The organism is Paenibacillus sp. J22FR5 (genome assembly GCF_059691975.1).
The window spans coordinates 412,065-433,127 of sequence record NZ_JCAUAN010000001.1; the positions used below are offsets into that span (position 1 = coordinate 412,065).

The 21,063-nt window shown below is 44.7% G+C and carries 20 protein-coding genes and 1 pseudogene; 11 read left to right on the forward strand and 10 right to left on the reverse strand.

Features of this window, described 5'->3' with window-relative positions; translation table 11 throughout:
* Positions 1-12: 12 nt before the first annotated feature.
* Both AC58P7_RS02040 and AC58P7_RS02045 read right to left on the reverse strand, forming a co-directional pair.
* Entirely contained in the window at positions 13-1,356 is a 1,344-nt protein-coding gene (locus AC58P7_RS02040) for an amino acid permease (protein ID WP_497339731.1), read from the reverse strand.
* Between the two features lie 80 nt (positions 1,357-1,436).
* Complete coding sequence (locus tag AC58P7_RS02045) at positions 1,437-1,730, reverse strand: Rieske (2Fe-2S) protein (RefSeq protein ID WP_497339732.1); 294 nt, start codon at positions 1,728-1,730, stop codon at positions 1,437-1,439.
* Between the two features lie 140 nt (positions 1,731-1,870).
* Here AC58P7_RS02045 and AC58P7_RS02050 point away from each other — a divergent pair, with 140 nt between their 5' ends.
* Positions 1,871-2,026: a hypothetical protein gene (locus AC58P7_RS02050; RefSeq protein ID WP_497339733.1), complete on the forward strand. Its 156-nt coding sequence runs from the start codon at positions 1,871-1,873 to the stop codon at positions 2,024-2,026.
* Positions 2,026-2,310, forward strand: a pseudogene (locus AC58P7_RS02055) (MBL fold metallo-hydrolase); the annotation flags it as partial. The gene AC58P7_RS02050 and the pseudogene AC58P7_RS02055, both read left to right, overlap by 1 nt.
* Before the next feature lie 30 nt (positions 2,311-2,340).
* On the opposite strand, the gene AC58P7_RS02060 reads toward AC58P7_RS02055, so the two are convergent.
* Complete coding sequence (locus tag AC58P7_RS02060; protein ID WP_497339735.1) at positions 2,341-2,703, reverse strand: helix-turn-helix domain-containing protein; 363 nt, start codon at positions 2,701-2,703, stop codon at positions 2,341-2,343.
* Positions 2,704-2,953: 250 nt separating this feature from the next.
* On the opposite strand from AC58P7_RS02060, the gene AC58P7_RS02065 reads away from it, so the two are divergent.
* The gene (locus tag AC58P7_RS02065; protein ID WP_497339736.1) at positions 2,954-3,172 is read left to right on the forward strand and encodes a helix-turn-helix domain-containing protein; all 219 of its coding nucleotides are present in this window, start codon (positions 2,954-2,956) and stop codon (positions 3,170-3,172) included.
* Between the two features lie 50 nt (positions 3,173-3,222).
* Here AC58P7_RS02065 and AC58P7_RS02070 read toward each other — a convergent pair whose 3' ends face one another.
* Positions 3,223-3,996 carry a helix-turn-helix domain-containing protein gene (locus AC58P7_RS02070; RefSeq protein ID WP_497339737.1) on the reverse strand — a complete coding sequence of 258 codons (774 nt, stop codon included), beginning with the start codon at positions 3,994-3,996 and terminating at the stop codon, positions 3,223-3,225.
* Between the two features lie 159 nt (positions 3,997-4,155).
* Between AC58P7_RS02070 and AC58P7_RS02075 the strand changes: the two genes are divergently transcribed.
* Positions 4,156-4,968 (forward strand): phytanoyl-CoA dioxygenase family protein, encoded by an 813-nt coding sequence (locus AC58P7_RS02075; RefSeq protein ID WP_497339738.1) that lies wholly within the window; start codon positions 4,156-4,158, stop codon positions 4,966-4,968.
* A gap of 52 nt (positions 4,969-5,020) precedes the next feature.
* On the opposite strand, the gene AC58P7_RS02080 is transcribed toward AC58P7_RS02075, so the two are convergent.
* On the reverse strand, positions 5,021-5,584 hold the full coding sequence (locus AC58P7_RS02080) for a helix-turn-helix transcriptional regulator (protein ID WP_497339739.1): 564 nt from the start codon (positions 5,582-5,584) through the stop codon (positions 5,021-5,023).
* A gap of 295 nt (positions 5,585-5,879) precedes the next feature.
* Between AC58P7_RS02080 and AC58P7_RS02085 the strand changes: the two genes are divergently transcribed.
* Together AC58P7_RS02085 and AC58P7_RS02090 are read left to right on the forward strand one after the other, a co-directional pair.
* Positions 5,880-7,382 (forward strand): aldo/keto reductase, encoded by a 1,503-nt coding sequence (locus AC58P7_RS02085; RefSeq protein WP_497339741.1) that lies wholly within the window; start codon positions 5,880-5,882, stop codon positions 7,380-7,382.
* 1 nt (position 7,383) lies between these two features.
* Positions 7,384-7,683: a hypothetical protein gene (locus AC58P7_RS02090; RefSeq protein ID WP_497339742.1), complete on the forward strand. Its 300-nt coding sequence runs from the start codon at positions 7,384-7,386 to the stop codon at positions 7,681-7,683.
* Positions 7,684-7,781: 98 nt separating this feature from the next.
* Here AC58P7_RS02090 and AC58P7_RS02095 read toward each other — a convergent pair whose 3' ends face one another.
* Complete coding sequence (locus tag AC58P7_RS02095) at positions 7,782-8,672, reverse strand: helix-turn-helix domain-containing protein (RefSeq protein WP_497339743.1); 891 nt, start codon at positions 8,670-8,672, stop codon at positions 7,782-7,784.
* Between the two features lie 115 nt (positions 8,673-8,787).
* Here AC58P7_RS02095 and AC58P7_RS02100 point away from each other — a divergent pair, with 115 nt between their 5' ends.
* Together AC58P7_RS02100 and AC58P7_RS02105 are read left to right on the forward strand one after the other, a co-directional pair.
* Complete coding sequence (locus AC58P7_RS02100) at positions 8,788-12,120, forward strand: DUF5107 domain-containing protein (RefSeq protein ID WP_497339744.1); 3,333 nt, start codon at positions 8,788-8,790, stop codon at positions 12,118-12,120.
* A 2-nt stretch (positions 12,121-12,122) separates the two neighbouring features.
* Positions 12,123-13,070 carry a DUF5107 domain-containing protein gene (locus AC58P7_RS02105; RefSeq protein WP_497339745.1) on the forward strand — a complete coding sequence of 316 codons (948 nt, stop codon included), beginning with the start codon at positions 12,123-12,125 and terminating at the stop codon, positions 13,068-13,070.
* A gap of 5 nt (positions 13,071-13,075) precedes the next feature.
* Here AC58P7_RS02105 and AC58P7_RS02110 read toward each other — a convergent pair whose 3' ends face one another.
* The 4 genes from AC58P7_RS02110 to AC58P7_RS02125 form a co-directional block, all read right to left on the reverse strand.
* Positions 13,076-14,218 carry a Ger(x)C family spore germination protein gene (locus AC58P7_RS02110; RefSeq protein WP_497339746.1) on the reverse strand — a complete coding sequence of 381 codons (1,143 nt, stop codon included), beginning with the start codon at positions 14,216-14,218 and terminating at the stop codon, positions 13,076-13,078.
* Positions 14,215-15,300, reverse strand: a complete 1,086-nt coding sequence (locus AC58P7_RS02115; protein ID WP_497339747.1) for a GerAB/ArcD/ProY family transporter — start codon at positions 15,298-15,300, stop codon at positions 14,215-14,217. Before AC58P7_RS02115 ends, AC58P7_RS02110 begins: the two co-directional genes overlap by 4 nt.
* Positions 15,297-16,787 carry a spore germination protein gene (locus AC58P7_RS02120; protein WP_497339748.1) on the reverse strand — a complete coding sequence of 497 codons (1,491 nt, stop codon included), beginning with the start codon at positions 16,785-16,787 and terminating at the stop codon, positions 15,297-15,299. Before AC58P7_RS02120 ends, AC58P7_RS02115 begins: the two co-directional genes overlap by 4 nt.
* A 161-nt stretch (positions 16,788-16,948) precedes the next feature.
* Positions 16,949-18,406 carry a HEAT repeat domain-containing protein gene (locus AC58P7_RS02125; protein WP_497339749.1) on the reverse strand — a complete coding sequence of 486 codons (1,458 nt, stop codon included), beginning with the start codon at positions 18,404-18,406 and terminating at the stop codon, positions 16,949-16,951.
* A 140-nt stretch (positions 18,407-18,546) separates the two neighbouring features.
* On the opposite strand from AC58P7_RS02125, the gene AC58P7_RS02130 reads away from it, so the two are divergent.
* The 3 genes from AC58P7_RS02130 (at position 18,547) to AC58P7_RS02140 (ending at position 20,977) form a co-directional block, all read left to right on the forward strand.
* On the forward strand, positions 18,547-19,419 hold the full coding sequence (locus AC58P7_RS02130) for an AraC family transcriptional regulator (RefSeq protein ID WP_497339750.1): 873 nt from the start codon (positions 18,547-18,549) through the stop codon (positions 19,417-19,419).
* A gap of 290 nt (positions 19,420-19,709) precedes the next feature.
* Positions 19,710-19,841, forward strand: coding sequence for an SDR family oxidoreductase (locus AC58P7_RS02135; protein ID WP_497339751.1), 132 nt, complete (start codon positions 19,710-19,712; stop codon positions 19,839-19,841).
* Positions 19,842-19,879: 38 nt separating this feature from the next.
* Positions 19,880-20,977 carry a mandelate racemase/muconate lactonizing enzyme family protein gene (locus AC58P7_RS02140; protein WP_497339752.1) on the forward strand — a complete coding sequence of 366 codons (1,098 nt, stop codon included), beginning with the start codon at positions 19,880-19,882 and terminating at the stop codon, positions 20,975-20,977.
* Positions 20,978-21,063: the final 86 nt, after the last annotated feature.

Sequence of the window (21,063 nt, forward strand, 5' to 3'; positions counted from 1 at the left end):
GTAGCGTTAATGTCAATCCCTTTTTTGTGAAATGTTAGGCCATGTAACGTGCATGACGAAGGTTAGGAATGCAACCAGTAGGATGAAGAGCAGGCTAATCCAAAAGCCTGGGCGCGTGGTAGGGTGAAAGGCGGCGCCCGTGATGGCGCAAAGTAGGAGCAGAATGCCACTCCAACGTTTGAACATTCTCCAAGGCGTGTTGGCTAATAAGAGTCCCGAAGACTGTAAGATAAATAGCCAAATGAAGAGCAAGGTGAGACCAGCAGCTGTTGAAATATACGTATACAACGCCTCGGGTAAAAGCAAGGAAAGGACGACGGCAGCAGCCATGCCTCCTGTTGTCAAAGCGAGAGCAGGATAAGGGATCTGTCTCTTTCCGCTTGTTTTTCGGGTGAAAATCAGCGGGGCGTCGTGATCCTTCGCGAGTGCGACGAGAATTGCGGTAACCGCGAATAAGGATGCGACCATCGTGGAAAAGGCTGCAATAATGAGGATCGCATTGAATACATGCGGAACATAGGGAAGCGGGTAGCTTTCCAAGCTGACCTGAAAGGGGCTTTTTTTCTCATGAAGGGCATGCAAAGGTAGTAAAGTTAAGACCAGGAAGAGGGAGACGATATAGAGGATAGCTAAAAGGAGGATCATGATGGATCCTGCCTTGGAAGCTTCACTCGGTTTCTTCAAGCCCATGGCGAAAAGCCCCATCATTTCCGTGCCGCCGAAGGCATAGAAGGCATAGATGAAGGATGACCAAGAACCTTTGAGCCCTGATGGCAAAAAGGTTTCATTCGTGACTGGGAACGAAAGTGGATGAAGCCCACCTGAGATCCACCCTAGTACCGCGGCACCAGCAAGGAGGAGAAACATCAGGAGAGCAGATACTTTGATGAGGGCGAAAATATGCTCCGAGCGCTCAAAAGCTTTTGCCCCAAGTAAAATGACACCTACACCGAGACAGGCATAGATCATCGCGAACAGCCACATCGGTATTGTTGGAAACCAGAATCGCGTAAACAGGGAGAGAGCTGCTAGTTGACTCCCCATGATCATCAACTGCGATCCCCAGTAAATCCAACCGCAGCTGAAGCCGGCCCAGCGACCGTATGCTAGTTTGGCATAGGAGCGGAATGAACCTTGCTGGGGATTCGCATTTGTCATTTGAATCAAAGCGTCAAGCACGAAATACGTGCCTAATGCGGCGAAAACGAACAAAATGAGCATCGAAGCGCCGCCCATGGTTAGTCCGATACCAGCTCCTAAAAAGTAGCCGGTTCCGAGCGTGCAGGCGACGCCAAGCAGCGCGAACTGCCACCAAGTCATTGTGTCGTTCTTCGTTGGGGTTGCTTTTGTGGACATGCCGCCTCCTAAGCTGTTCAAGAGAGATTGAATATCAGCCCATAGTATAGCTTGTCCATTGGTAAAATATACTGAATAGGCTAGTCCATCAGAACGAACAGTTGGCCTTCGCGTTCAATGACTTCGAGAGGCTGGAGTCTCGCATTTGGGACATTGTGGCACCGACCCGTATGCACTTCGAAGGTCCAGCCATGAAGCGGACATTCGAGTTCGCCATGTTCAAGCTCAACCTCATAGCCGGCGTGGGGGCAACGACTGGAGAGCAAAGTATAGACACCATCTGCTTCCGTGAGGAAGAATCGTTTGCCGTTAACTTTCACTTCGGTCGGACTTACGGTAAACTGATCCTTAGATCCAATAAGGATTTCATTCATAGGGACTCTCCTTTTTAAAATGGGTTTTCTTGTTACCAGATAGCCTCATTATAATCCAAAAGATAGCAAAGATCTCTACTCTTATGGCAAAAAACGAAGGAGCACGATTCACATGAGCAGCACATTACCTCCATATCGCGATGCCGAAAGAAAAGCTCGAGCCGATCCTGGTCGGGTTGTACGCCGAGACGAGTGTAGGGTTGATCCATTATCTGCGAGAGTTGAGCGAAGGGATCTGTTCGTTTGAAGTAAGTATAGGCGATGCTTTCGCGAAAATTCCGAAGGATGTGTGCTGAAGCGCACGTTTGAGAAATTGGATGTGGGGTTATTTCGCAATATGAAGCTAATTGGCAAATTGAATGACATTGACCTCGCCTTCTTGCCAATTGGTGATAATTATACAATGGGGCCTGAGGATGCTGTCATTGCTGCTCAATACCTGAAAGCCAAAACCGTTGTTCCTATGCACTACAATACGTTCCCGGTGATTCAACAAGATCCAAACGCGTTTGTAGAAAGCTTAACGGAGGAAGGCATGGAAGGATTAGTTATGGCGCCAGGGCAACAAATAACGCTGTAGTCGAGCGATTTGATCCTCTACAGGTGAGGGTTAACTTTCGCTGTTTTTGTTCGTTTGACGATCTTTCCAGAAGAGGACAGTGAGCATGCGTTCGACCCATTCCTTATCTTCAGCGGTTAGGACGATGCCATCGAACATCAACTCATTTTCACGAAGAAAACGTCGCAGATTAACAGGATTGCTTTGGAAATTTTGATTCGTTTGGGAAGATTCCAGATACCCGGCAATGTCCATCAATTCAGAGTAAGACATGTTAAGCCCTTCGGATAATTTCATCAAAACGTCAGGTGAAGGAATTCCGCGGTTGCCATTTTCGAGCTGTGAGATATAGGCCGCGGATACACCTGAACGATCAGCAAGCTCACGAATGGTGAAACCTTTCAATTTACGCATATCTCTTAATTTATCGTAGAAGTACATAACGGCTCATCCTCACTCATCGAAGTAAACATTAGTAAACGATTTAATACTAACAGTTTACTAAAGTAATTACAATCGTCAAGTATATATGAACTTTATGGCATCGGGTGCTCACTTGTTTGATTACTAAAGTAAACTTTTGTGGTTGCATTAGCGAATGAGTGCGAGGTATAATGATTCTAATAGGATGAGACGAAGTGAGGATGGGGGTCTGAGAATTACAATGCATATACGAATATTGGCCAAAACAGATGCATTCATTAAAGCAAGAGTAACGAAAGGTTACTCACAACGAGAGCTGGCAAGGCACTCAGGCTTGAGCCATGCATACATAAGCTTACTAGAGCGATCTATTAAATCTGTCGGCCCTTCGACAGCTAGGAGATTAAGCGATGTGCTAGAGATGGAAGTAGAGGAGCTTTTCCACATCAATATAGCGTGAGGTAAATGAAAAAAGGTCAGTCGAGTTTTATTCGACTGATCTTCTTTCATTTACCGACTCTCTTTCTTGAATACACTGGGATTAACTCCATACCATTTGCGGAATTGATTCGTGAAATGGTTGTAGTTTTGGAAGCCTACATCATAGCAAACCTCAGATGCGCTGCGATCCGTATGTTGCAGGAGGAGAACGGCCTGTTGAATTCTCATTTGATTTAAGGTATCGATTATGGAAAGGCCTGTGCTTTCTTTAAAAAGATGGGACAGACGTGAGGGGGAGAGGCCTACTGTAGCGGCTAGCTCGTCAATCCGAATAGGTTGGCGCATTTGCTTGGAGAGCAAGTATTGGACCTCCTCGATGCGTGCATCGATTTTTCTGCTTGATTTCTGAGCGATGATCAATAGGAGTTCTCGGACAGAGGAACTGCAGAGCTCAAACCAGAATTCATTGCGTTCACGCGAATCCTCCAGAATACGTATAAAGGCACGATAAATACGATCGCGCAGGGAGTCACTTTCAATAGATAGGTGCAGAAGTTGTTGATTGGGAAGCAGATTTGTTTCCATGAAGCTATCAGGGAAATGCACCCAGACAAATTGCCAGGTTGTACCTGCACTTGTCCCATAGTGCTGCGGAGTTCCAGGACGCAATAAATTGAAGTCGCCGCCATGACATTTTCGTACATTGCCTTGTATGTTAAAATAACCTTCGCCATCTAAGGTGAAGGTAAGCAACCAATCGCTTTTACCTTGTGGACGCTTCGTTATATACGTGTCATTTTCCAGAAAGTAGCCAGCAAATAAAGAAGATTCATCGAAGCTCAAGATCATTGCCTCCTCTCGTTAAATTTGGCGTACGTTTAAATACTAGTATAGCAGAATTATAGGAGTGATTAGCAGAATTCATACTTCATTGTAAACCGCGAATTCGGTATGCTGAAGTTACAGAACACCAAGTATGAACGTTTGAAAGGGGAATGTGAAATGACAGAGCATACACGTTTGCGTTTAACATTAGAGCAGAAGGAATTTTTCGCAAATGAGGGATACTTAGTTGTAAAAGGGTTATTTAATCAGCAGGATTTATCTCAACTGGATGAAACTTTTGAAGAGATCAGCCATCAAACGATACCTGGTTATTTTGAGCCAGATATGCAAGCCGGGCCAGAGGAGCCGCTGAAACGATATCCACGAGTGATGCATCCGCATCGCTTTAATGAAACGGCTAGATCCTATATGCTGCATGAGCCAGTACTGGACGTTTTAGCAGATTTGTATGAGGAAGAAGCATTTGCTGCACAGAGTATGTTCTATTATAAGCCACCAGGCTCACGTGGACAGGCGCTGCATCAGGATAATTTCTATTTGCAGGTGGAGCCAGGGAACTGTATCGCGGCTTGGACGGCTGTGGATGCGGCTGATGAAGAAAATGGGGGGCTGTTGGTTATTCCGAAAACGAATGACTATCAGCTAGTATGCCCTGATTTAGCAGATGCCAAAGAATCATTTACAACGCACTATGTGAAGCCGCCGAAGGACGAACCGGCAATGCCAATCATCATGGATCGTGGCGATGTGCTCTTCTTTAACGGCAATCTGATTCATGGCTCTTATCGGAATAAATCGAAGGATCGTTTTCGCCGAGCCTTCATCTGTCACTACGCGAACTCGTCTGCGAGTCAAATTAATAAATACTATCGTCCGTTGTTCAAACGAGATGGTTCAAGCGTGGATTTGGATATCAACCCTGATGGCGGGCCGTGCGGCACTGAATTTGAGGTCTTGTATCCGCATTAATAGGCAACAAACAAGGTCAGTCGATGTTAATTCGACTGACCTTGTTTGTTAATCAATCTTGTTGTTGCAGCTTTTTTCTATATTTCATCGGTGTCGTGCCGACAAGTTTTTTGAAAGCCTGGCAGAAATAAGGGAAATTGTTCATTCCTACCTCAATGCTAATCTGCTCGATCCCTTTGTTGCTAGTAATTAATAACTGGCAGGCTTGCTTGATCCGCCTCGCGAGAATAAAGTCCATCAATGTAACCCCAGTCTCTTGTTTAAAGATACTAGAAACATAATATTTGGATATATGCAGATGATCCGCTAACGTATTCAGTGAGATTTCCTCTGAATAATGCCCCTCGAGCCAATTCATGATTTTTTCTGAATAACGAAGCTGCCTTTGCGGCGTTAAACTATGTTCAATCGGGTCTCCGAACCCTTTTGCATAAAGAAATTGGAAAACCTGCAGGATGAGTAAGGCGAAATTCTGCTGTTTAGCATCGTGCTGATAGTTGGTGAATACCGTTTTATGATGCTGAAATAATTGGCTGATAAAGCTGTTAGTATCAATTTGGTGGAGCACCTGTTCCTCGAGCTCTTTTTTCCATAAATGTTGAAAGTAGGCATTCAAATGTGGGAATGAAGTGAAATATTGTTCAAATATAGAAGGCTCTAATCAACTTGAATGTGATGTAATACGCCTCCTGATGATCAACTCAGAATAGTGTAATACGTCCTATTTCACCATGACAAGAAAACAACAATTTTTTGCAAAATAATGAAATTTGTAAACTTGTCTTTGTAATATAAATCGTGTTTCGTAATATTCATGCAAACAAAGCTTTTGGAGGAAAAGGATATGGGATGGTTATCATGAATTAAAGATATGGATTGCGAAGTGATACAAGCCCAAGGGAGAGAATGAAATGGCGAAGAAACCAAATCTCAAGTTCGTAGTCATGACGGATACACATATTGACGCTTCTTTAGAAAGCACACATTCACGGAATTTTGATCAGGCGTTAAAAGATATTATAGAAATTTCTCCCGATAGTCACGGGATCATGCATGTCGGTGATATCACGGACAATGGGGAACAAGAGGAATTCGAAACAATGGGCCATATTTGGAGCGAGAACAGGGAGGGGCTGCCGCCCATCTATTTTACATATGGCAACCATGATGTACGTTGGAAAGACTTAGATAGGCAGATTTCCTTATTCTCAGCAACCACAGGAATCGATCAGAAGTATTATGATTTTTGGATGGAGGGGTATCATTTTATATTCCTTGGCACAGAGATAGGGTTGAAAGACTGCTCTTATTTATCAGAGACCCAGCTCACATGGTTGGATCAGAAGTTGTCCGAGCGGGAAGCGGTGGAGAAACCGGCGTTTATTTTTGTTCATGAACCCTTAAAGAATACAGTCGCAGGATCACAAACCGAGTTCGGCTGGCATGGGATCAGGCAAGACGCAGAATTGAAGTTGATTCTGGCCAAACACCCACAATCTATCGTATTTACTGGTCATACACATTGGGAGCTGGGCGCAAAGGATACGATGTACAACACGAAGTATGCAACCATGTTCAATACGGCATCCATAGCGTATTTGTGGACAGATGACGACGTCTTGAAAGAGGGCTCACAGGGGTTTTATGTGGAAGTTTTCGAGGATAAGGTCGTGGTAAAAGGAAGAGATTTTGCCACGAAAACATGGGTTGCTGATGCGGAATATACAGTAAATCTCCCAGCAGCAATTCCGGTGGTAGACCCTGTGGAAGATCCAGATCTTGCACTCCGTCATCCTACTATGATCATTAACAAATCCGTTTTTCAGCCAAACGAACCCATTGAGGTCAGCTACATAGGTTCGCTGAGAGAAGATGCCTTCGGCATATTCCAGAGAGACGCTAGACCGAGTGAGACGGATCCTTTAGAGCCGATTGCTTGGATAAAAACCAAAACGATTTCCCAACCAGACGGGAAGTTGATTTTCAGTGATTTGACACTTCCAGCTGGAAGCTACGATATGATTTATTTGGGAGAAACGCTGAAAACTGAGCTCGCTCGTTTGCCTTTCGATGTAACCGACCGCTGGCAAAACAGGAGTTCGAGTTTCGAAGCTAGGTCTTGGGGCGCTCCGCTTGGCGGGGATTACGGTCCTGTCACAGATGAGCAAGTCATTGAGGTGATCGATCGGACCTTGGAGCTCGGGGTCAACTTTATCGATACAGCACCTTTATATGGAAGAGGAGAAAGCGAATGGCGCATTGGGTTGGCGCTTCAGGGGAAAAGGGACAGAGTCTTCCTTGCTACTAAGGCTGTTATGCGCGGTGAGCCCTATACCTACGAGAATACGATACGTTCTGTTGAGGAAAGTCTTAAACGTCTAGGGACGGATTATGTGGAGCTCAGCTGTCACTGATATGCTGCCAAGGCCTGGCATCGAAGGGATAGCGAATATCACCGAATCCTATCGGATTGCTGAAGATGGGGTGACAACGTCATGGTCGGTGGAAGCTGCGGAGGCTTCGGAATTATCTGGCATCGGTGTAACGGTTCCGGTGCTCGTGTCTAACGGAAGCGATGATACGCTCATCCGCATCGAAGGGAATATGCTATTCGCTCATTATTCGAATGCCATCTATGCTATTCAGCCTGTTGGTGAATCTGACGATGTGGAACTAGAGCTTCTTCCTGGGCTGATGCCGAATCGAAATGGGTAACTATCGCCTCGCTCAATGGACTAGCATGGATGTGAAGAAGGAAATCGCGCTTCATTTCTCATTAGAGCAGGCTTGAGCAATGACCTGGGTATTAACCATTACCCCTTCGGTACGTTCCGATAAACAGTAGGAGAGGAACCTGTCATTTTCTTAAACAATCTAGAAAAATAATAAGGATCAGTCATCCCGATGTTCGCGGCAATTTCCTTGATCGACAGACCCGTTAAACTGAGCATTTGGGCTGCTTTTTGAATTTTCATACGTAGAAAGTATTCAATCGGCGGGAATCCCGTTTCTTCATTAAATAACAAAATTAAATGCTGTTTAGACAAGCCCGTGTGCTTGGCCAATTCAGGGAGCTTTATCGAATCCTCCAAACGATCATTCATGTATCGGATGGCGAGTTCTAGATATTGCTCTCTTTTTTTGTCCTTGGCTGTACCTCCCGCGCTGATCCCGATGCCACTGATCAGCTGGCGAATTGACTGGGATACGTGCGTGTGGATGGGCAATGAGTAGGTTTTGTCAGAAAGTAGGACGTAACATTTATCAAAAACATCCTTGAACTCGGACATAGCACCGATTGGTAGGTGAAGCGGTCCGGCATCCATTCCGTACATACGTATAAAAGCAGCTGCATGCTCACCTAGTAGGTGAAACCAGTAAATACTCCATGGTGCATGCGTGGATGCTCCATAACGATGCGGTGTTTTGGCAGGAATAACGGCTAGGTGATTTTGGGTTAAAGGGATTGCTTTCTGCTGATCTAGCTCGATCCAGCCTTCGCCATCAGAGCAGAAAATGAAGATATGGGAGTTGCTTCCTTCGGGTCGTTCCCGATAATGATGACGGGCATGTGGGAAGAATCCAATATCACTTACGAATAAGTCGCGTGTCAGCTCGGAGCGGGATAGTTCCGTTTGCATGTAATCGGGTAGTACAAACAATTTCTCTTCTTTAAAGCCTTCCGGTTTTCTAGTTATTTCCACATATGAACCCCCTCGACTAAATAAGAATATAATCCATCACATTAAGCATTTTGTCAATTGGCGATTGCCTTCCTCCGAGGTAAAGTAGAGACAATAAGATAAGGGAGTGATGATAATGAGTCAGAAAGTTCGTATTTGGGAAGAAGTGACTTCGATTCCGACTTATGGCATCGGGGAGCCAGATCGCAATCCGATGTTCCTAGAGAAGCGTGTATATCAAGGAAGCTCCGGTAAGGTATATCCGCATCCGGTTATCGATAAAATTGAAGATGAGAAGAAGCCTCAGTCGTATCAAATGGTGATTTTGGAAAATGAATATGTTCGCATCGAGATCATGCCCGAGCTTGGCGGACGGATATATCGAGCGTTGGACAAGACAAATGATTACGATTTCGTTTATTACAATCGGGTTATTAAACCAGCACTGGTCGGCCTAGCCGGTCCCTGGATTTCTGGCGGCATCGAGTTCAATTGGCCACAGCATCACCGTCCGAATACGTATGGTCCAGTTGAATACAAACTTACCGAAAATGAAGATGGAAGCGCGACAGTTTGGGTAAGCGAAATTGACAGAATGTATGGAACGAAAGTAACAGCTGGTTTCACGTTATATCCAGGTAAAGCCTATCTGGAAATTTCCGCACAGCTGTATAATCGGACACCGGAGCCTCAAACATTCCTGTGGTGGGCGAATCCTGCGGTTGCGGTAAATGAAAATACGCAATCCGTATTTCCTCCAGATGTAACGGCTGTCTTCGACCACGGTAAACGCGACGTATCGAGGTTTCCAATTGCGACAGGCACGTACTACAAAATGGATTATTCCGCAGGTGTTGATATTTCACGCTACAAAAACATTCCTGTTCCGACTTCTTATATGGCCTATAAATCCGACTATAACTTCGTCGGGGGTTATGACCATGGTGTTCAAGCCGGTTTGCTTCATGTTGCGAACCATCACGTTTCACCTGGTAAGAAACAATGGACTTGGGGCAACGGCGAATTCGGGCAAGCATGGGATCGCAATTTGACTGATGAGGACGGACCCTATATCGAGTTGATGACCGGTGTCTACACAGACAACCAACCGGATTTCACGTGGCTGCAGCCGTATGAAGAGAAATCGTTCAAGCAATATTTCATGCCATACAAAAATATTGGTGTCGTTAAAAATGCTTCCATCGATGCTGCCGTCAACTTAGAAGTTGACGAGAAGACGCGTGAAGCTGTCGTACTTGCCTATGCGACCTCGGTGTTCGAAGGCGCTGTTGTAGAGCTAAAAGGACGCAGCCGCACGTATTTAAAGGAAGCCGCTGTTTTGTCTCCGACGCAAACATTCAAGTCTGTGATTACGATTGATGATAACGATCAAGCACACGACTTGAAGCTAACTGTACGGGATGCGAATGGCACCTTACTCATTGCCTATCAGCCTGCCAAGCCATCGATCGAGCAGATCCCGGATGCAGCAAAGCCGTTGCAAGAGCCTTCGGAATTGAAAACGAATGAGCAGCTTTACTTGGCAGGGTTGCACCTCGAGCAATATCGTCATGCAACGTTTGAACCAGAAGATTACTATCTGGAAGGTTTAAAGCGCGACCCAAGCGATAGCCGTATTAATGTGGCATACGGAACACTACTGCTGCGCCGCGGGCTGTTTGCCGAGGCAGAAGGGCACTTCCGGACGGCAGTCAAGTCTCTAACTTGGCGGAATCCGAACCCTTATGACAGTGAAGCTCTCTATCAATTAGGTGTTGCGCTTAAGCTTCAAGGTCGTTTGGAAGAAGCCTTCGCGGCGCTCTACAAATCGACGTGGTCCGCGGCTTGGCAGGATGCTGGCTTCTTCACGCTTGCACAAATCGCTTGCGAGAAGGGTGCTTACGGAGAAGCGCTGGAATTAGTTGAGCGTTCGCTTGTCCGTAATACCCGCAATTACAAAGCACGTCATCTGAAAGCTGCGCTTCTTCGCAAGCTGGGTCAAACGCAGGAAGCATTAGTCTACTCGCAGGAGACACTGTTACTTGATATCGCTGATTTCGGTTCAGCAAACGAACGATACCTGACTCTTTTAAGCCAAGGCGACGAACAAGCACTTGCTAGTGAAGTGAAAGCTGAGCTTGTGCGACTCATGCGTGGAGATGCTCATAATTATTTGAATTTGGCATCCGATTATGCGAATTGTGGATTATTCGAGGACGCGATTGAATTGCTGGGTCGAATCGTCGAAGGTCACGATTCTACAGAAGTGTACCCGATGCTTCATTACACACTTGGTTATCTACATGAGAAAATAGGGAATTCGGAGCTGGCACAGCTTCATAGGAAAGCTGGGAATGCGGCAACATCGGATTATTGTTTCCCGAATAGTTTATTCGATCTGCACGTGTTGACGAGTGTCATTACGGCCGATTCTAAAGATGATAAAGCACATTATTACCTGGGAAATTGGTTTTATGACAAACGAAGACACGAAGATGCGATCACCCACTGGGAAGCGTCATGTTCCATTCGGGATGATTTCGCGACCGTACATCGGAATCTGTCGCTCGCTTATTTCAACAAACGCGGGGATGCAACATCCGCCCTTATTGCCATGCAGAAGGCTTTTGCTTGCAGGCAGGACGACGCACGCGTATTCTATGAGCTCGATCAACTGTACAAAAAGCTTGGTTACACAGATGAGGCTCGCTGTGACAAGTTGGAGGAGCACCAAGCACTAGTTAACAAACGCGACGATCTCTACGTGGAGTATATCACGCTCCTGAATGCGCAAGGTTACCATGAGAAAGCCGTTCAAGCCTTACAGGCACGCAACTTCCACCCATGGGAAGGCGGCGAGGGCAAAGTGACGGGTCAGCATGTTTTTGCCCATATCGAACTAGCCAAGCTAGCGTTGGCCGAAAAACGATTTGAAGAGGCAGTCACCTTATTGCAGCAAGCACTCATCTATCCGGATAATCTAGGAGAAGGTAAGCTGTCGGGCGCACAAGAAAACAATGTTTATTACTATCTCGGACTCGCACATGAAGGTTTAAACGAGACTGAGCATGCACAAGATTGCTTCACGATTGCATCCCAAGGATTAGAGGAGCCAGCTAGCGCGATGTATTACAACGACCAACCGCCGGATATGATTTTCTACCAAGGAATGGCTTGGCTTGCGCTGGGCAATGAGAAAGAAGCTAAGCGTCGCTTCAATAAGCTGATTGATTACGCAGAGAAGCATCTGTTCGACGAAGTGAAGTTCGACTATTTCGCTGTTTCCTTGCCGGACTTCCTGGTGTTCGAGGACAATTTGAACGTACGGAATGAAGTTCACTGCCGCTACATGATGGGGCTCGGGCATCTCGGTCTTGGGAATTTGGAACTAGCGAGAGAGCAGTTTGAGAAAGCACTTGATCAGGAAGCTAATCATACTGGTGCGCGAATTCATCGGGGCATGTGCTAGTGATGAAAGAGAGAATGGTCAATGTAACAACGGGAACCTATAAAGGTATCAAGTCCATAACGATTGAAAATGAACAGATTCGTATTGAAATGGTACCCGAACTTGGAGGGAAATTGGTTTCCATCCTGTATAAGCCGACAGGGAAGGAATGGATGCTGGATTCAGGTCATCGTACTTTACGACAGCCAGAATACGGCTCCACCTTCACAGATGGGGATATGAGTGGTTGGGATGAATGCTTCCCTACAATATCTTCATGTTCCTTGGGCATGGATATGGACTTAAACCTGCCCGATCATGGTGAACTTTGGGCGCTTCCGTGGGAATACACAATTGAAGAGAACGCGGTTGTCTGCTCAGTTCGTAGTCCGTCACTTCCGTATCGGTTCATGAGACGAATCTCATTCCCTTCAGCGGATCGGGTGCGGCTTGATTACCATGCTTACAATTATAGTGATCAACCTATACCCTTTTTGTGGGTGCCGCATCCACAATTCACTGTCACGGAACAGACTCGTATTCTTCTTCCAGAATCCATGGAGGAGATGCTATGCGTGTATGAAGGTCATACCCTGAAGGCTGGAAAGTTGTATGCCTGGGATGATGTTTCTCGGCTTTCCCCAGAGGTTACCGGGGATGCGCGAAAGTTTTATTACGAAGGCCAAGTGCCATTGGGCTGGTCAGGCTTGTACGGCGAAGAAAGCGGTAATTTCTTGATCGTTTCCGTTCCAAAGGAAAAGGTTCCCTACTTAGGTGTATGGATGGACAAAGGTATGTTCAACGATCGGGTCACTTGTGCATTGGAGCCTAGCATTGGCTATTATGATTCACTTGAAATGGCAGTCAGTAATGGGACTGCGCAAATGATACCTGCAAAAGGATCCTTTGAATGGTATTTAGAGCTTTCCATAGGTCAAGGAGATTGGCGTGATGCTACGGATGACTTCTAATATGTTCACCTGATAACTCCTGTACTTGTGATGTGCACTTGAATGTTCGTATTCAACTTCACTTCTTTGTATTTGTTATTCCAGTCGATGTTTTTCCAAAGCTCAGGGTACTTTACTCTGAGCTTTCTTCCTATTCCAAGCGCATCGCAATTCGCTTCTAGCAATTTATTAGCGACGCCATCAGCTTGTTTATTTACTACTGCAGATAATTCTTGATTAAGCTGCTCGCGATCGATTTTTTGGCCAAAATTACTAGGGGAGCTACTTAATGCACCATAAAGGTCAATCTTAATTGAGCATTCGATTTCTTGCGTAGTTGGATCAACAGAAACTTCGAAGTCTCTCTTTAATTTCCGTACTTCAAATGTAATCAAAGTATTCCTTAGCTTTTCAGGCTTGCTCTGTCCAGCACTCTGATCAATTGGAATATCCATGAAGGCATGTTTGTTTAGCTTGTCTTTTAGAAGTAATAGGATGATACTTTCCTCACGGGATAAAGTCACACCGGTGTATTTGTCCCCATCAAAAAATCCGATACTGTCAACGACCAAAGCTTTATTATCAATTCTACGAATCACGGGAACTACCGCATCTTCTCCTGGATCCGTGATTTGACTCCATATAGAATACAGCGTTTGCTCTTGAACAATCGTCGTACGCACTGAGCCATCAATCAATTGTTTAATGCCAAAAGCAACAGGACCCTTTTCTATTTGTTTAAATGAGAGTATGTCAGACGCTCTTCCCTTACTTATGATAATATACGATTTCAGATACCCTCTAGGATTCCGATAAAAAAATTCTAAAGATGACATTAACCCTCCTTTCGCCAGATCTTCACCGATGATAATCACATGCGTCTTGCTTGCTTCAATGGTACCTGGAAGCATACTATCTAATGTGTAACCAATATTGGAAACGGAATCCCCCGTTGCTTGCATGAGTTCATCCTTAACATCGAATTGTCCGCCACCTTTACTCTCCAAAATAACGGCTCTAACCGTTCCGAGGATTTGATTATCTTTCGCGGTATCAAGGCTTACGCCATTTACCATCTTTTTACTTGTTATATATTGAAGGTCCCAGCAGCCTGTGAGGAGTATAGCGAGAAGCCCTAAGAAAACGGTAAGAACAATTTTTTTTCTCATGTTGACCCCACCTTCTTATTATTTTTGAGCAGGAAGGACATCATCCATAACAGAATTGGAATCACGACAATCATAATTAAGTATCCATATTCTAACCATTTACTAAAGGGATCAAAATTTTCCATTGTGGATAGATAGGACGCTAATAGAAAGATAAGCCCCCCACTGAACAATATCATCCATCGATAAGCGTTTTGAGTTGTGGTTAAACTTTTTCCGGCTAAGCATAGATAAGAAACAATGGTGGCGGTCATTGGGATAATCCAAATCGTCAAAAAGATCAGATCTAAGCGGTCAAATAATTGATAAGTTAACCCTTTAAAAATAAACAAAACGGGTTCATTCACTTGTGCTAACGCGATAGGACTAAATCCGATCAGGCAAATGAAGACAAAGTAAGTATAAAATAAGGTAACAAAGCCATTTGCAAACGAGATCACACGGAGCAAACCTTTGGGGTTGTTTTGAACTTGGGCGGAGAAATAAAGGATCACCTCAAAACCAAGCATAGAAAAAAAGGTGTTTTCACTACCCTTGAATATTGGCCCAACACCGGATTGACCTACCGGCAAAATATTAGTAAAATGCATCTCGTTTGAAAAGTTTAAAAAACTGATCATGAGCAACAGGGCAAATAGGACGGAGGATAATACAAAAAATCTACCAATCACGCGCAAATTTTCAATGGCTAGATAGACACCGGTCCCTATGATGAGCAAAAGTAGTACCCAACTAGGCGTAAGCGAGAGCATCCAAGTATTCACTAACTTCACATAGAGTGTACACGCATAACCCGCTATAGCGATGAAAAAAGCATAATAGATAAGGTTTAGAGCTTTTCCAATGTAGACTCCAAACATTCGAACCGTCATTTCACTTAAGGTGAGATTTGGAAATTTGTTGAGCAGTTGCCAATATACGAAAAGTAATAACTGAATAACAACCCCAGCCACAAGTACGGAGATCCAAGCATCTCCTTTCGCTGAGCCCTGAATTTTAGAAGGCAAAGATAACAAACCAATGCCAATTTGCGTCTTAATGATTAAAAAAAACAAATGATATTTACTTATCGTAGGTTTCAAGGGCGCTTCCACCTCACGAAGAAGGAGTGTTTTGTTTTGCCAGGTTGTTTATTGTTCCTCCATGTAGGGAGTCTTAGAAAAATATCTTTTAGACCCTGTTTACCAGTAAAAGGACCAAATGGTTCGAAATATGCTACCCCTAATGTCTCTAACTTGCACAGATGTATAAAGATGATCATCATCATGATGGCGATTCCGAAAAAGCCAAACAAAGATGCGGCAAGCATGGTCGGAAATCCTAAAATCCTCAAACTGGTTCCAAGCTCGTTGATCGGAGTTGCAAAAGAGGCAATCGCTGTCAATCCGATGACAACGATCATCGTATGAGAAACCAAATGGGCTTCCACGACGGCCGTGCCTATAACTAATCCGCCTACAATACCAATCGTTTGGGCGATGGAGGAAGGCAATCGGATCGAAGCCTCTTTCAGCAATTCTAGAATGATTTGCATAGTGATCGCTTCTAAGATTGGCGGTAATGGCACATAGGTTAAAGAGACCTTAACGGAATATAGAATGCCAATCGGTAGCACTTCGGAATTATAGGACACGGTAGCAATATAGATCGCGGGTAAAGAAATGGCCAAAATAAAACTAATTAGTCGAATCCACCGAAAAAACGACCCTGTTATCCATCGATTGTTGTAATCATCGGGGGATTGATAAAATGAAAAAAAAGTGATGGGAAGAACCAAAACGCTGGGATTGCCGTCAACAACAATAGTAATTTTTCCCTCCATCAAATAAGAAACAGCACGATCCGGCCTTTCGGTCTGAAGGGATTGAGGAAAAGGCGAAAACGGGTGCTCCTCGATCATCTCGTCAATATTTCCTGCGGAATATAAATAATCAAGATCAATAGACCTTATCCTTTTCTCACATTCTTGGATGATGGTTGGATCAGCTATGTTATCCATATAGATCATAGCTACTTTTGTATTCGTGACACGGCCAATTGTAAAGTAATTCACCTTCAATTTAGGGCTTTTGATCCGATTGCGGAGCAAATAAATATTCGTGCTTAAGCTTTCAATAAAGCCTTCATGTGAACCCTGAATGACTTGTTCAGCTTTGGGTTCTTGAATAGTTCGACCTTGTGATTGTGCGACTAACATCATGATCGCGATTGGATCATTCTCCATGACCATGATGCAAGAACCACCTAGTAAAAATTTCCCGATTTGAACAACATCGTTAGAATTTTTGACTACGATTGAAGTTACGATTTGTTCAACAACGCCGGAATTTGATTCCAATAGCGGGTTGATAATATTGGATTGAATTAGTTCGGCTTGTACAAGCGATTCTATATAAACTAATGCGCATGGTTGATTGTTAAATGCGAGGCTATGGATGTTCAGGTCTTCAGTATATGATAAGTGTTCTTGAATTTGAGCAATTAGAAATTCGAGATCTCCAGGCACTAACTCAATTGTCGAGGGCTCTGATTTCATGGTTGTTTGGTTTCTATTTATAAAATGTTTCATGTCATCATCACCCCGCGGCTAATCATCCTTTTCCTATTATTAACAACTTTCTCGGTAATTATTTTTAGGAATTTGGGGAGGGGGCTTTTTGAGATAGCGGTTACATGGAAACACAACCCCAACAGGATGCTGTTGGAGTTGTGTAAGTTCGTATGGGTGCTCTAGAAGGTACTGACTTTACTTGTATCCGGACACCAGCGGGAAGAACGGTAATACCGGATCAAGATATCAACTGCTTCTTTCGTACGCAGATGGGTAAGTGCTTCCGCTGCATAAGCTCGAACGTAACGGTCTTTGCTGTAAAGCGCTTGCTCCAAGGAGCTGACAACTTCCTGTACATCGCCAGATTTACCGGTGCGAAGCAGTGAGAGTGCTGCCGTATATTCAATCTTATTGATAATGTAGGACTGATGGTGTACATCCAACTTTTTCGATTTTGAATCTTCATCAGTTTCAGATCGTAGAGAATCCTTTAATACGTTCGCTAATGCCGAAGCAACGTTTTCACCAGCATGCTTGAGCATACCTAATGATTCGACCGCATTTCGGCGAACCCACTCGCTCTCATCCTGTACGCTTGAGATAAGCGAGGCGACTACCTCAGCTTCAGAAGATCCGATCATCCCGAGTACGAAAATCGCCAACGCCCGGCGCTTCTCATCTGTATGCTTCACAATACGGAGAAGCTCGGAAATAGCCTCAATACCAGCACCTTGCAGTCCATATGCGGCCCGTTCCGCTGTCAGGTTCGCCCCCTCTGTAATTTGCCCAATCAGCGTTTCGATCCCTTGTGTGCCAAGTTGTCCAAGCTCATAGGCTGCATTCAATGCGATCGTTTCCTCATCCGACTCTAGCTCTTGTCGCAAAGCCAACAATCGCTCCTCCTTAGGTGGAGTGCCACCAGCCGATTGTTCTCCGCGGAGCCAATCCCATACGTCTTGCCATAAATTCATATGGATAGCTGGCGTCCCTTGTGGCACAATCATTTCGTTGCTTTGATGATTCCAGCTCGGGAACTCAGGAGCACTCAATCTGAGAAATTGAAACTTAAGCATATAACGATCTAGTTCTGACACATTAAGCGAAGCTCTATGCCACAAGTCAAAATGGACTAGGACCATCGTACCTGCCTTGCCTGTGGGCAACAGCGTCTCACCTCGGGCGCCAAGAAATTTTTCGTAGTATTGGGTGCCTGGCATGATCGCAGTTGGCCCCAAATCTTCGGTAATATCGTGCGTATAATAGAAAATCATTGCCCACCACGGTCGATGGCTGCGCATGGATGACCAATAGCCGTCTTTGTGCCATTTTCCGCCACCCGGCGTCTCATTTCCCGGTTGATTGTAATGACAGTGGCGATGTGGATGCATATAAAAATCCGGCCCAAGTACACTGCGTAGTGCTCCCTTGACGATTGGCGTATCGAACAGCTGCTGAATGTCCGGAACACGAGGCAGAATGTTGTTGCCAGGATTGCCCTCATTATGCATAACATGATTGACCTGGTTCATGATGCTCTGATGAAGCTGCCCAGGAATGTCGTTCTGAAGCACAAGATAGCCTTTCGTAATAAACTGAATCATTTGCTCATCTGTCAATAAGAATTTGGTCTCTATCATCGTTTGTCCTCCTTGGAATTGTCATCTTCACTTATAAACACTACAGTATTCGGCATATTTTGTATTTGCAAAATCGTCAATAATTTGTACAATCGTCATATCAATTGCTATTTATATGACGAATAAGGTGGTGTTCATGGATGGATTTCGCCGACTTACATCCGTACGTGTACTATGCAACCCGGTACCCATTCTCCAAGGGGCAGTCTGCCAACAATCGGATCTGTTATAACTCTTCACTCTATTTGATTAGCGAGGGAAGAGGTGTTATTCACACGAATGGTCGCACTTATGATACGTCAGCCGGCTCTCTCGTGTATATACCAGCAGGGCAGCCCCACCATTGGGTTGCCGACAGCCGTGACCCCATGGTCCACGTCTGCTGTTATTTCGACTGGTCTTACATCGATCGTCGGGTCGAATTCACCCACCCGAGCAGGATCTGTTATGATCCAGCCACTCTGGTTCCTGCTTTGATCGGACCAGCTTTTCCCTATGCCTTACCCGAGCATATGAAGGTGGAGAAGCTGCGATTGTGGATCGATTATTTTGAGAAGTTTTATACGGAAAATGACTATACAAACGAGAGGACGTTCGTTCGCAACTTAAAGATCCAGAGCAGCTTCCAGCAGTTTATCGAGTTTTTTCTGATTTTTGCCCTGAGAGAGGAGCATATCCCCAATCTACGTATGTCCAAGTTGCTCGAGCGATTGGATCAGGATCTTGTGCAAGGCAATCTGCAACCTTTGGAAAACTATTATAAAGAGCTACACATAAGTCGTGGTTACTTTTTTGATTTGTTCAAACAGGCAACCGGATTGCCACCTACACAGTATGTCATCCAATTCAAGATTAATCGGGCGAAAGATGACCTTCTTTTTACGAATCTAACCATCACCGAGATTGCAGAGAAGCACGGTTTTTCGTCTTTGCATTATTTTTCGAAGCTATTTCGCAAGATATATGGCCTATCCCCACGGGAGTACCGAGAAGAGAACGGTAAAGGTCAATGAAGAAGTTTATTGTAGAATATTATTTTGCCGAGGAAATACAAAAATCTATTTATTTATAATAATATATCGTGTATGATTTACGATATATGGATTCGATAAGCACTCACTAGATTAACGGCAGAAGGCTTGGTGAATACGTTACCTTTCAAAGGTATGTATGTGGCCGAAATGTCGCTGCAAGAGCTGGTATCCATAAAGAGATCGCTCAGCATGTGATTGAGGCAGTTTTCTCATAATTTTTTTCGAGACAATCATACACGATATACGAAAAATTGAAATGAGGCGCCGGTATGCATTCCATTGGCCGACCAGCAACGTCGGAAGAAATTGCTCAAGCTGCACTGTTTCTTGCAAGCGCTCAATCCGGTTTCGTTACAGGTGTTGCACTTCCCGTCGATGGCGGAGCTTCGCTTGGTTATTAATACATAGTGAAAACATTAAAAATAGGGAGATGTAACAGATGAAAATTACAAAAGTAGAAAGTTTTGTTTTGCACGTACCCATTACACCGCCGATTACAGACGCAATTAACGTCGCAACACACTGGGGATTAGCTGGCGTTCGCATCTTTACGGATGAAGGTTTCGTCGGATACGGTTACACAGGTACGTGTGCCCATGGTGATGATATGATCGTCGATACAATCGATAAATACTATGCGCCACTGCTGATTGGCAAAGATCCGTTTATGGTAAGAGAGCTATGGAATGACATGCGTTTTGGCAAAATGCACTGGATCGGCAGATCCGGCGTAACGCACATGGCACTTGCAGCTGTGGATATTGCGATCTGGGATATCATGGCGAAAGCTTCCAATAAGCCGCTGTGGCAGTTCCTTGGGGGAGCTAGATCAACACCGATTAAAGCCTATAATACGAATGGCGGCTGGTTGAATTGGTCGAAAGAGCGTCTGGTTAAGGATTGTGTGGAAATTGTTGAGTCAGGCTTTACAGGGGTTAAAATCAAAGTCGGCAAACCGGATTCGCGTGAGGATTATGATCGTTGTAAGGCAGTACGTAAGGCGATCGGTGACGATGTGATCTTCATGATCGACGTCAATCAACAGTGGAATATGAATACCGCTATGACGTGGGGCAAAAAGCTTGAAGAATTCGATTTGTTCTGGCTAGAGGAGCCACTTAATCCTGATGATATCATGGGACACAAAAAGCTCGCTGACGCGTTAAACGTTCCGATTGCTTTAGGCGAGCATGTGTATAACAAATACGCTTTCAGAGACTATATTCACCAAGGCGCAATCGAGTATTGCCAAGTTGACGTAACGCGTGTCGGCGGTATTACGGAATGGCTGCAAGTGGCAGGCCTCGCTGCTTCCTATGATGTGCCAATCTGCCCGCACGTAGGCGATATGGGTCAAATTCACCAACACCTTGTAGCATCTACGCCAGGCGCTATTATGCTTGAGTACATTCCATGGATTCGTCATATTTTTGAAGAGCCGGCTACGGTGATTAATGGTCATTATGTACTGCCTCAAATGCCTGGCGCTTCCACGACGATTCTTCCTAAATATTTTGCAGAATATCGGATTAGATAAGGTTTCCATACCAATAAACAGGGGGTTAGCATGGTGAAAAATAGACGCTCATCAACATGTTTGGAATCTGGAAAAAGTTGCTTACC

Excerpts from the sequence above, each read along its gene's own strand:
- AC58P7_RS02065 (WP_497339736.1), top strand. The coding sequence starts at position 2,954 with ATGCATATACGAATATTGGCCAAAACAGATGCATTCATTAAAGCAAGA.
- AC58P7_RS02050 (WP_497339733.1), top strand. The coding sequence starts at position 1,871 with ATGCCGAAAGAAAAGCTCGAGCCGATCCTGGTCGGGTTGTACGCCGAG.
- AC58P7_RS02140 (WP_497339752.1), top strand. The coding sequence starts at position 19,880 with ATGAAAATTACAAAAGTAGAAAGTTTTGTTTTGCACGTACCCATTACA.
- AC58P7_RS02075 (WP_497339738.1), top strand. The coding sequence starts at position 4,156 with ATGACAGAGCATACACGTTTGCGTTTAACATTAGAGCAGAAGGAATTT.
- AC58P7_RS02085 (WP_497339741.1), top strand. The coding sequence starts at position 5,880 with ATGGCGAAGAAACCAAATCTCAAGTTCGTAGTCATGACGGATACACAT.
- AC58P7_RS02100 (WP_497339744.1), top strand. The coding sequence starts at position 8,788 with ATGAGTCAGAAAGTTCGTATTTGGGAAGAAGTGACTTCGATTCCGACT.
- AC58P7_RS02060 (WP_497339735.1), bottom strand. The coding sequence starts at position 2,703 with ATGCGTAAATTGAAAGGTTTCACCATTCGTGAGCTTGCTGATCGTTCA.
- AC58P7_RS02130 (WP_497339750.1), top strand. The coding sequence starts at position 18,547 with ATGGATTTCGCCGACTTACATCCGTACGTGTACTATGCAACCCGGTAC.
- AC58P7_RS02125 (WP_497339749.1), bottom strand. The coding sequence starts at position 18,406 with ATGATAGAGACCAAATTCTTATTGACAGATGAGCAAATGATTCAGTTT.
- AC58P7_RS02090 (WP_497339742.1), top strand. The coding sequence starts at position 7,384 with ATGCTGCCAAGGCCTGGCATCGAAGGGATAGCGAATATCACCGAATCC.
- AC58P7_RS02135 (WP_497339751.1), top strand. The coding sequence starts at position 19,710 with ATGCATTCCATTGGCCGACCAGCAACGTCGGAAGAAATTGCTCAAGCT.
- AC58P7_RS02110 (WP_497339746.1), bottom strand. The coding sequence starts at position 14,218 with ATGAGAAAAAAAATTGTTCTTACCGTTTTCTTAGGGCTTCTCGCTATA.
- AC58P7_RS02045 (WP_497339732.1), bottom strand. The coding sequence starts at position 1,730 with ATGAATGAAATCCTTATTGGATCTAAGGATCAGTTTACCGTAAGTCCG.
- AC58P7_RS02040 (WP_497339731.1), bottom strand. The coding sequence starts at position 1,356 with ATGTCCACAAAAGCAACCCCAACGAAGAACGACACAATGACTTGGTGG.
- AC58P7_RS02105 (WP_497339745.1), top strand. The coding sequence starts at position 12,123 with ATGAAAGAGAGAATGGTCAATGTAACAACGGGAACCTATAAAGGTATC.
- AC58P7_RS02120 (WP_497339748.1), bottom strand. The coding sequence starts at position 16,787 with ATGAAACATTTTATAAATAGAAACCAAACAACCATGAAATCAGAGCCC.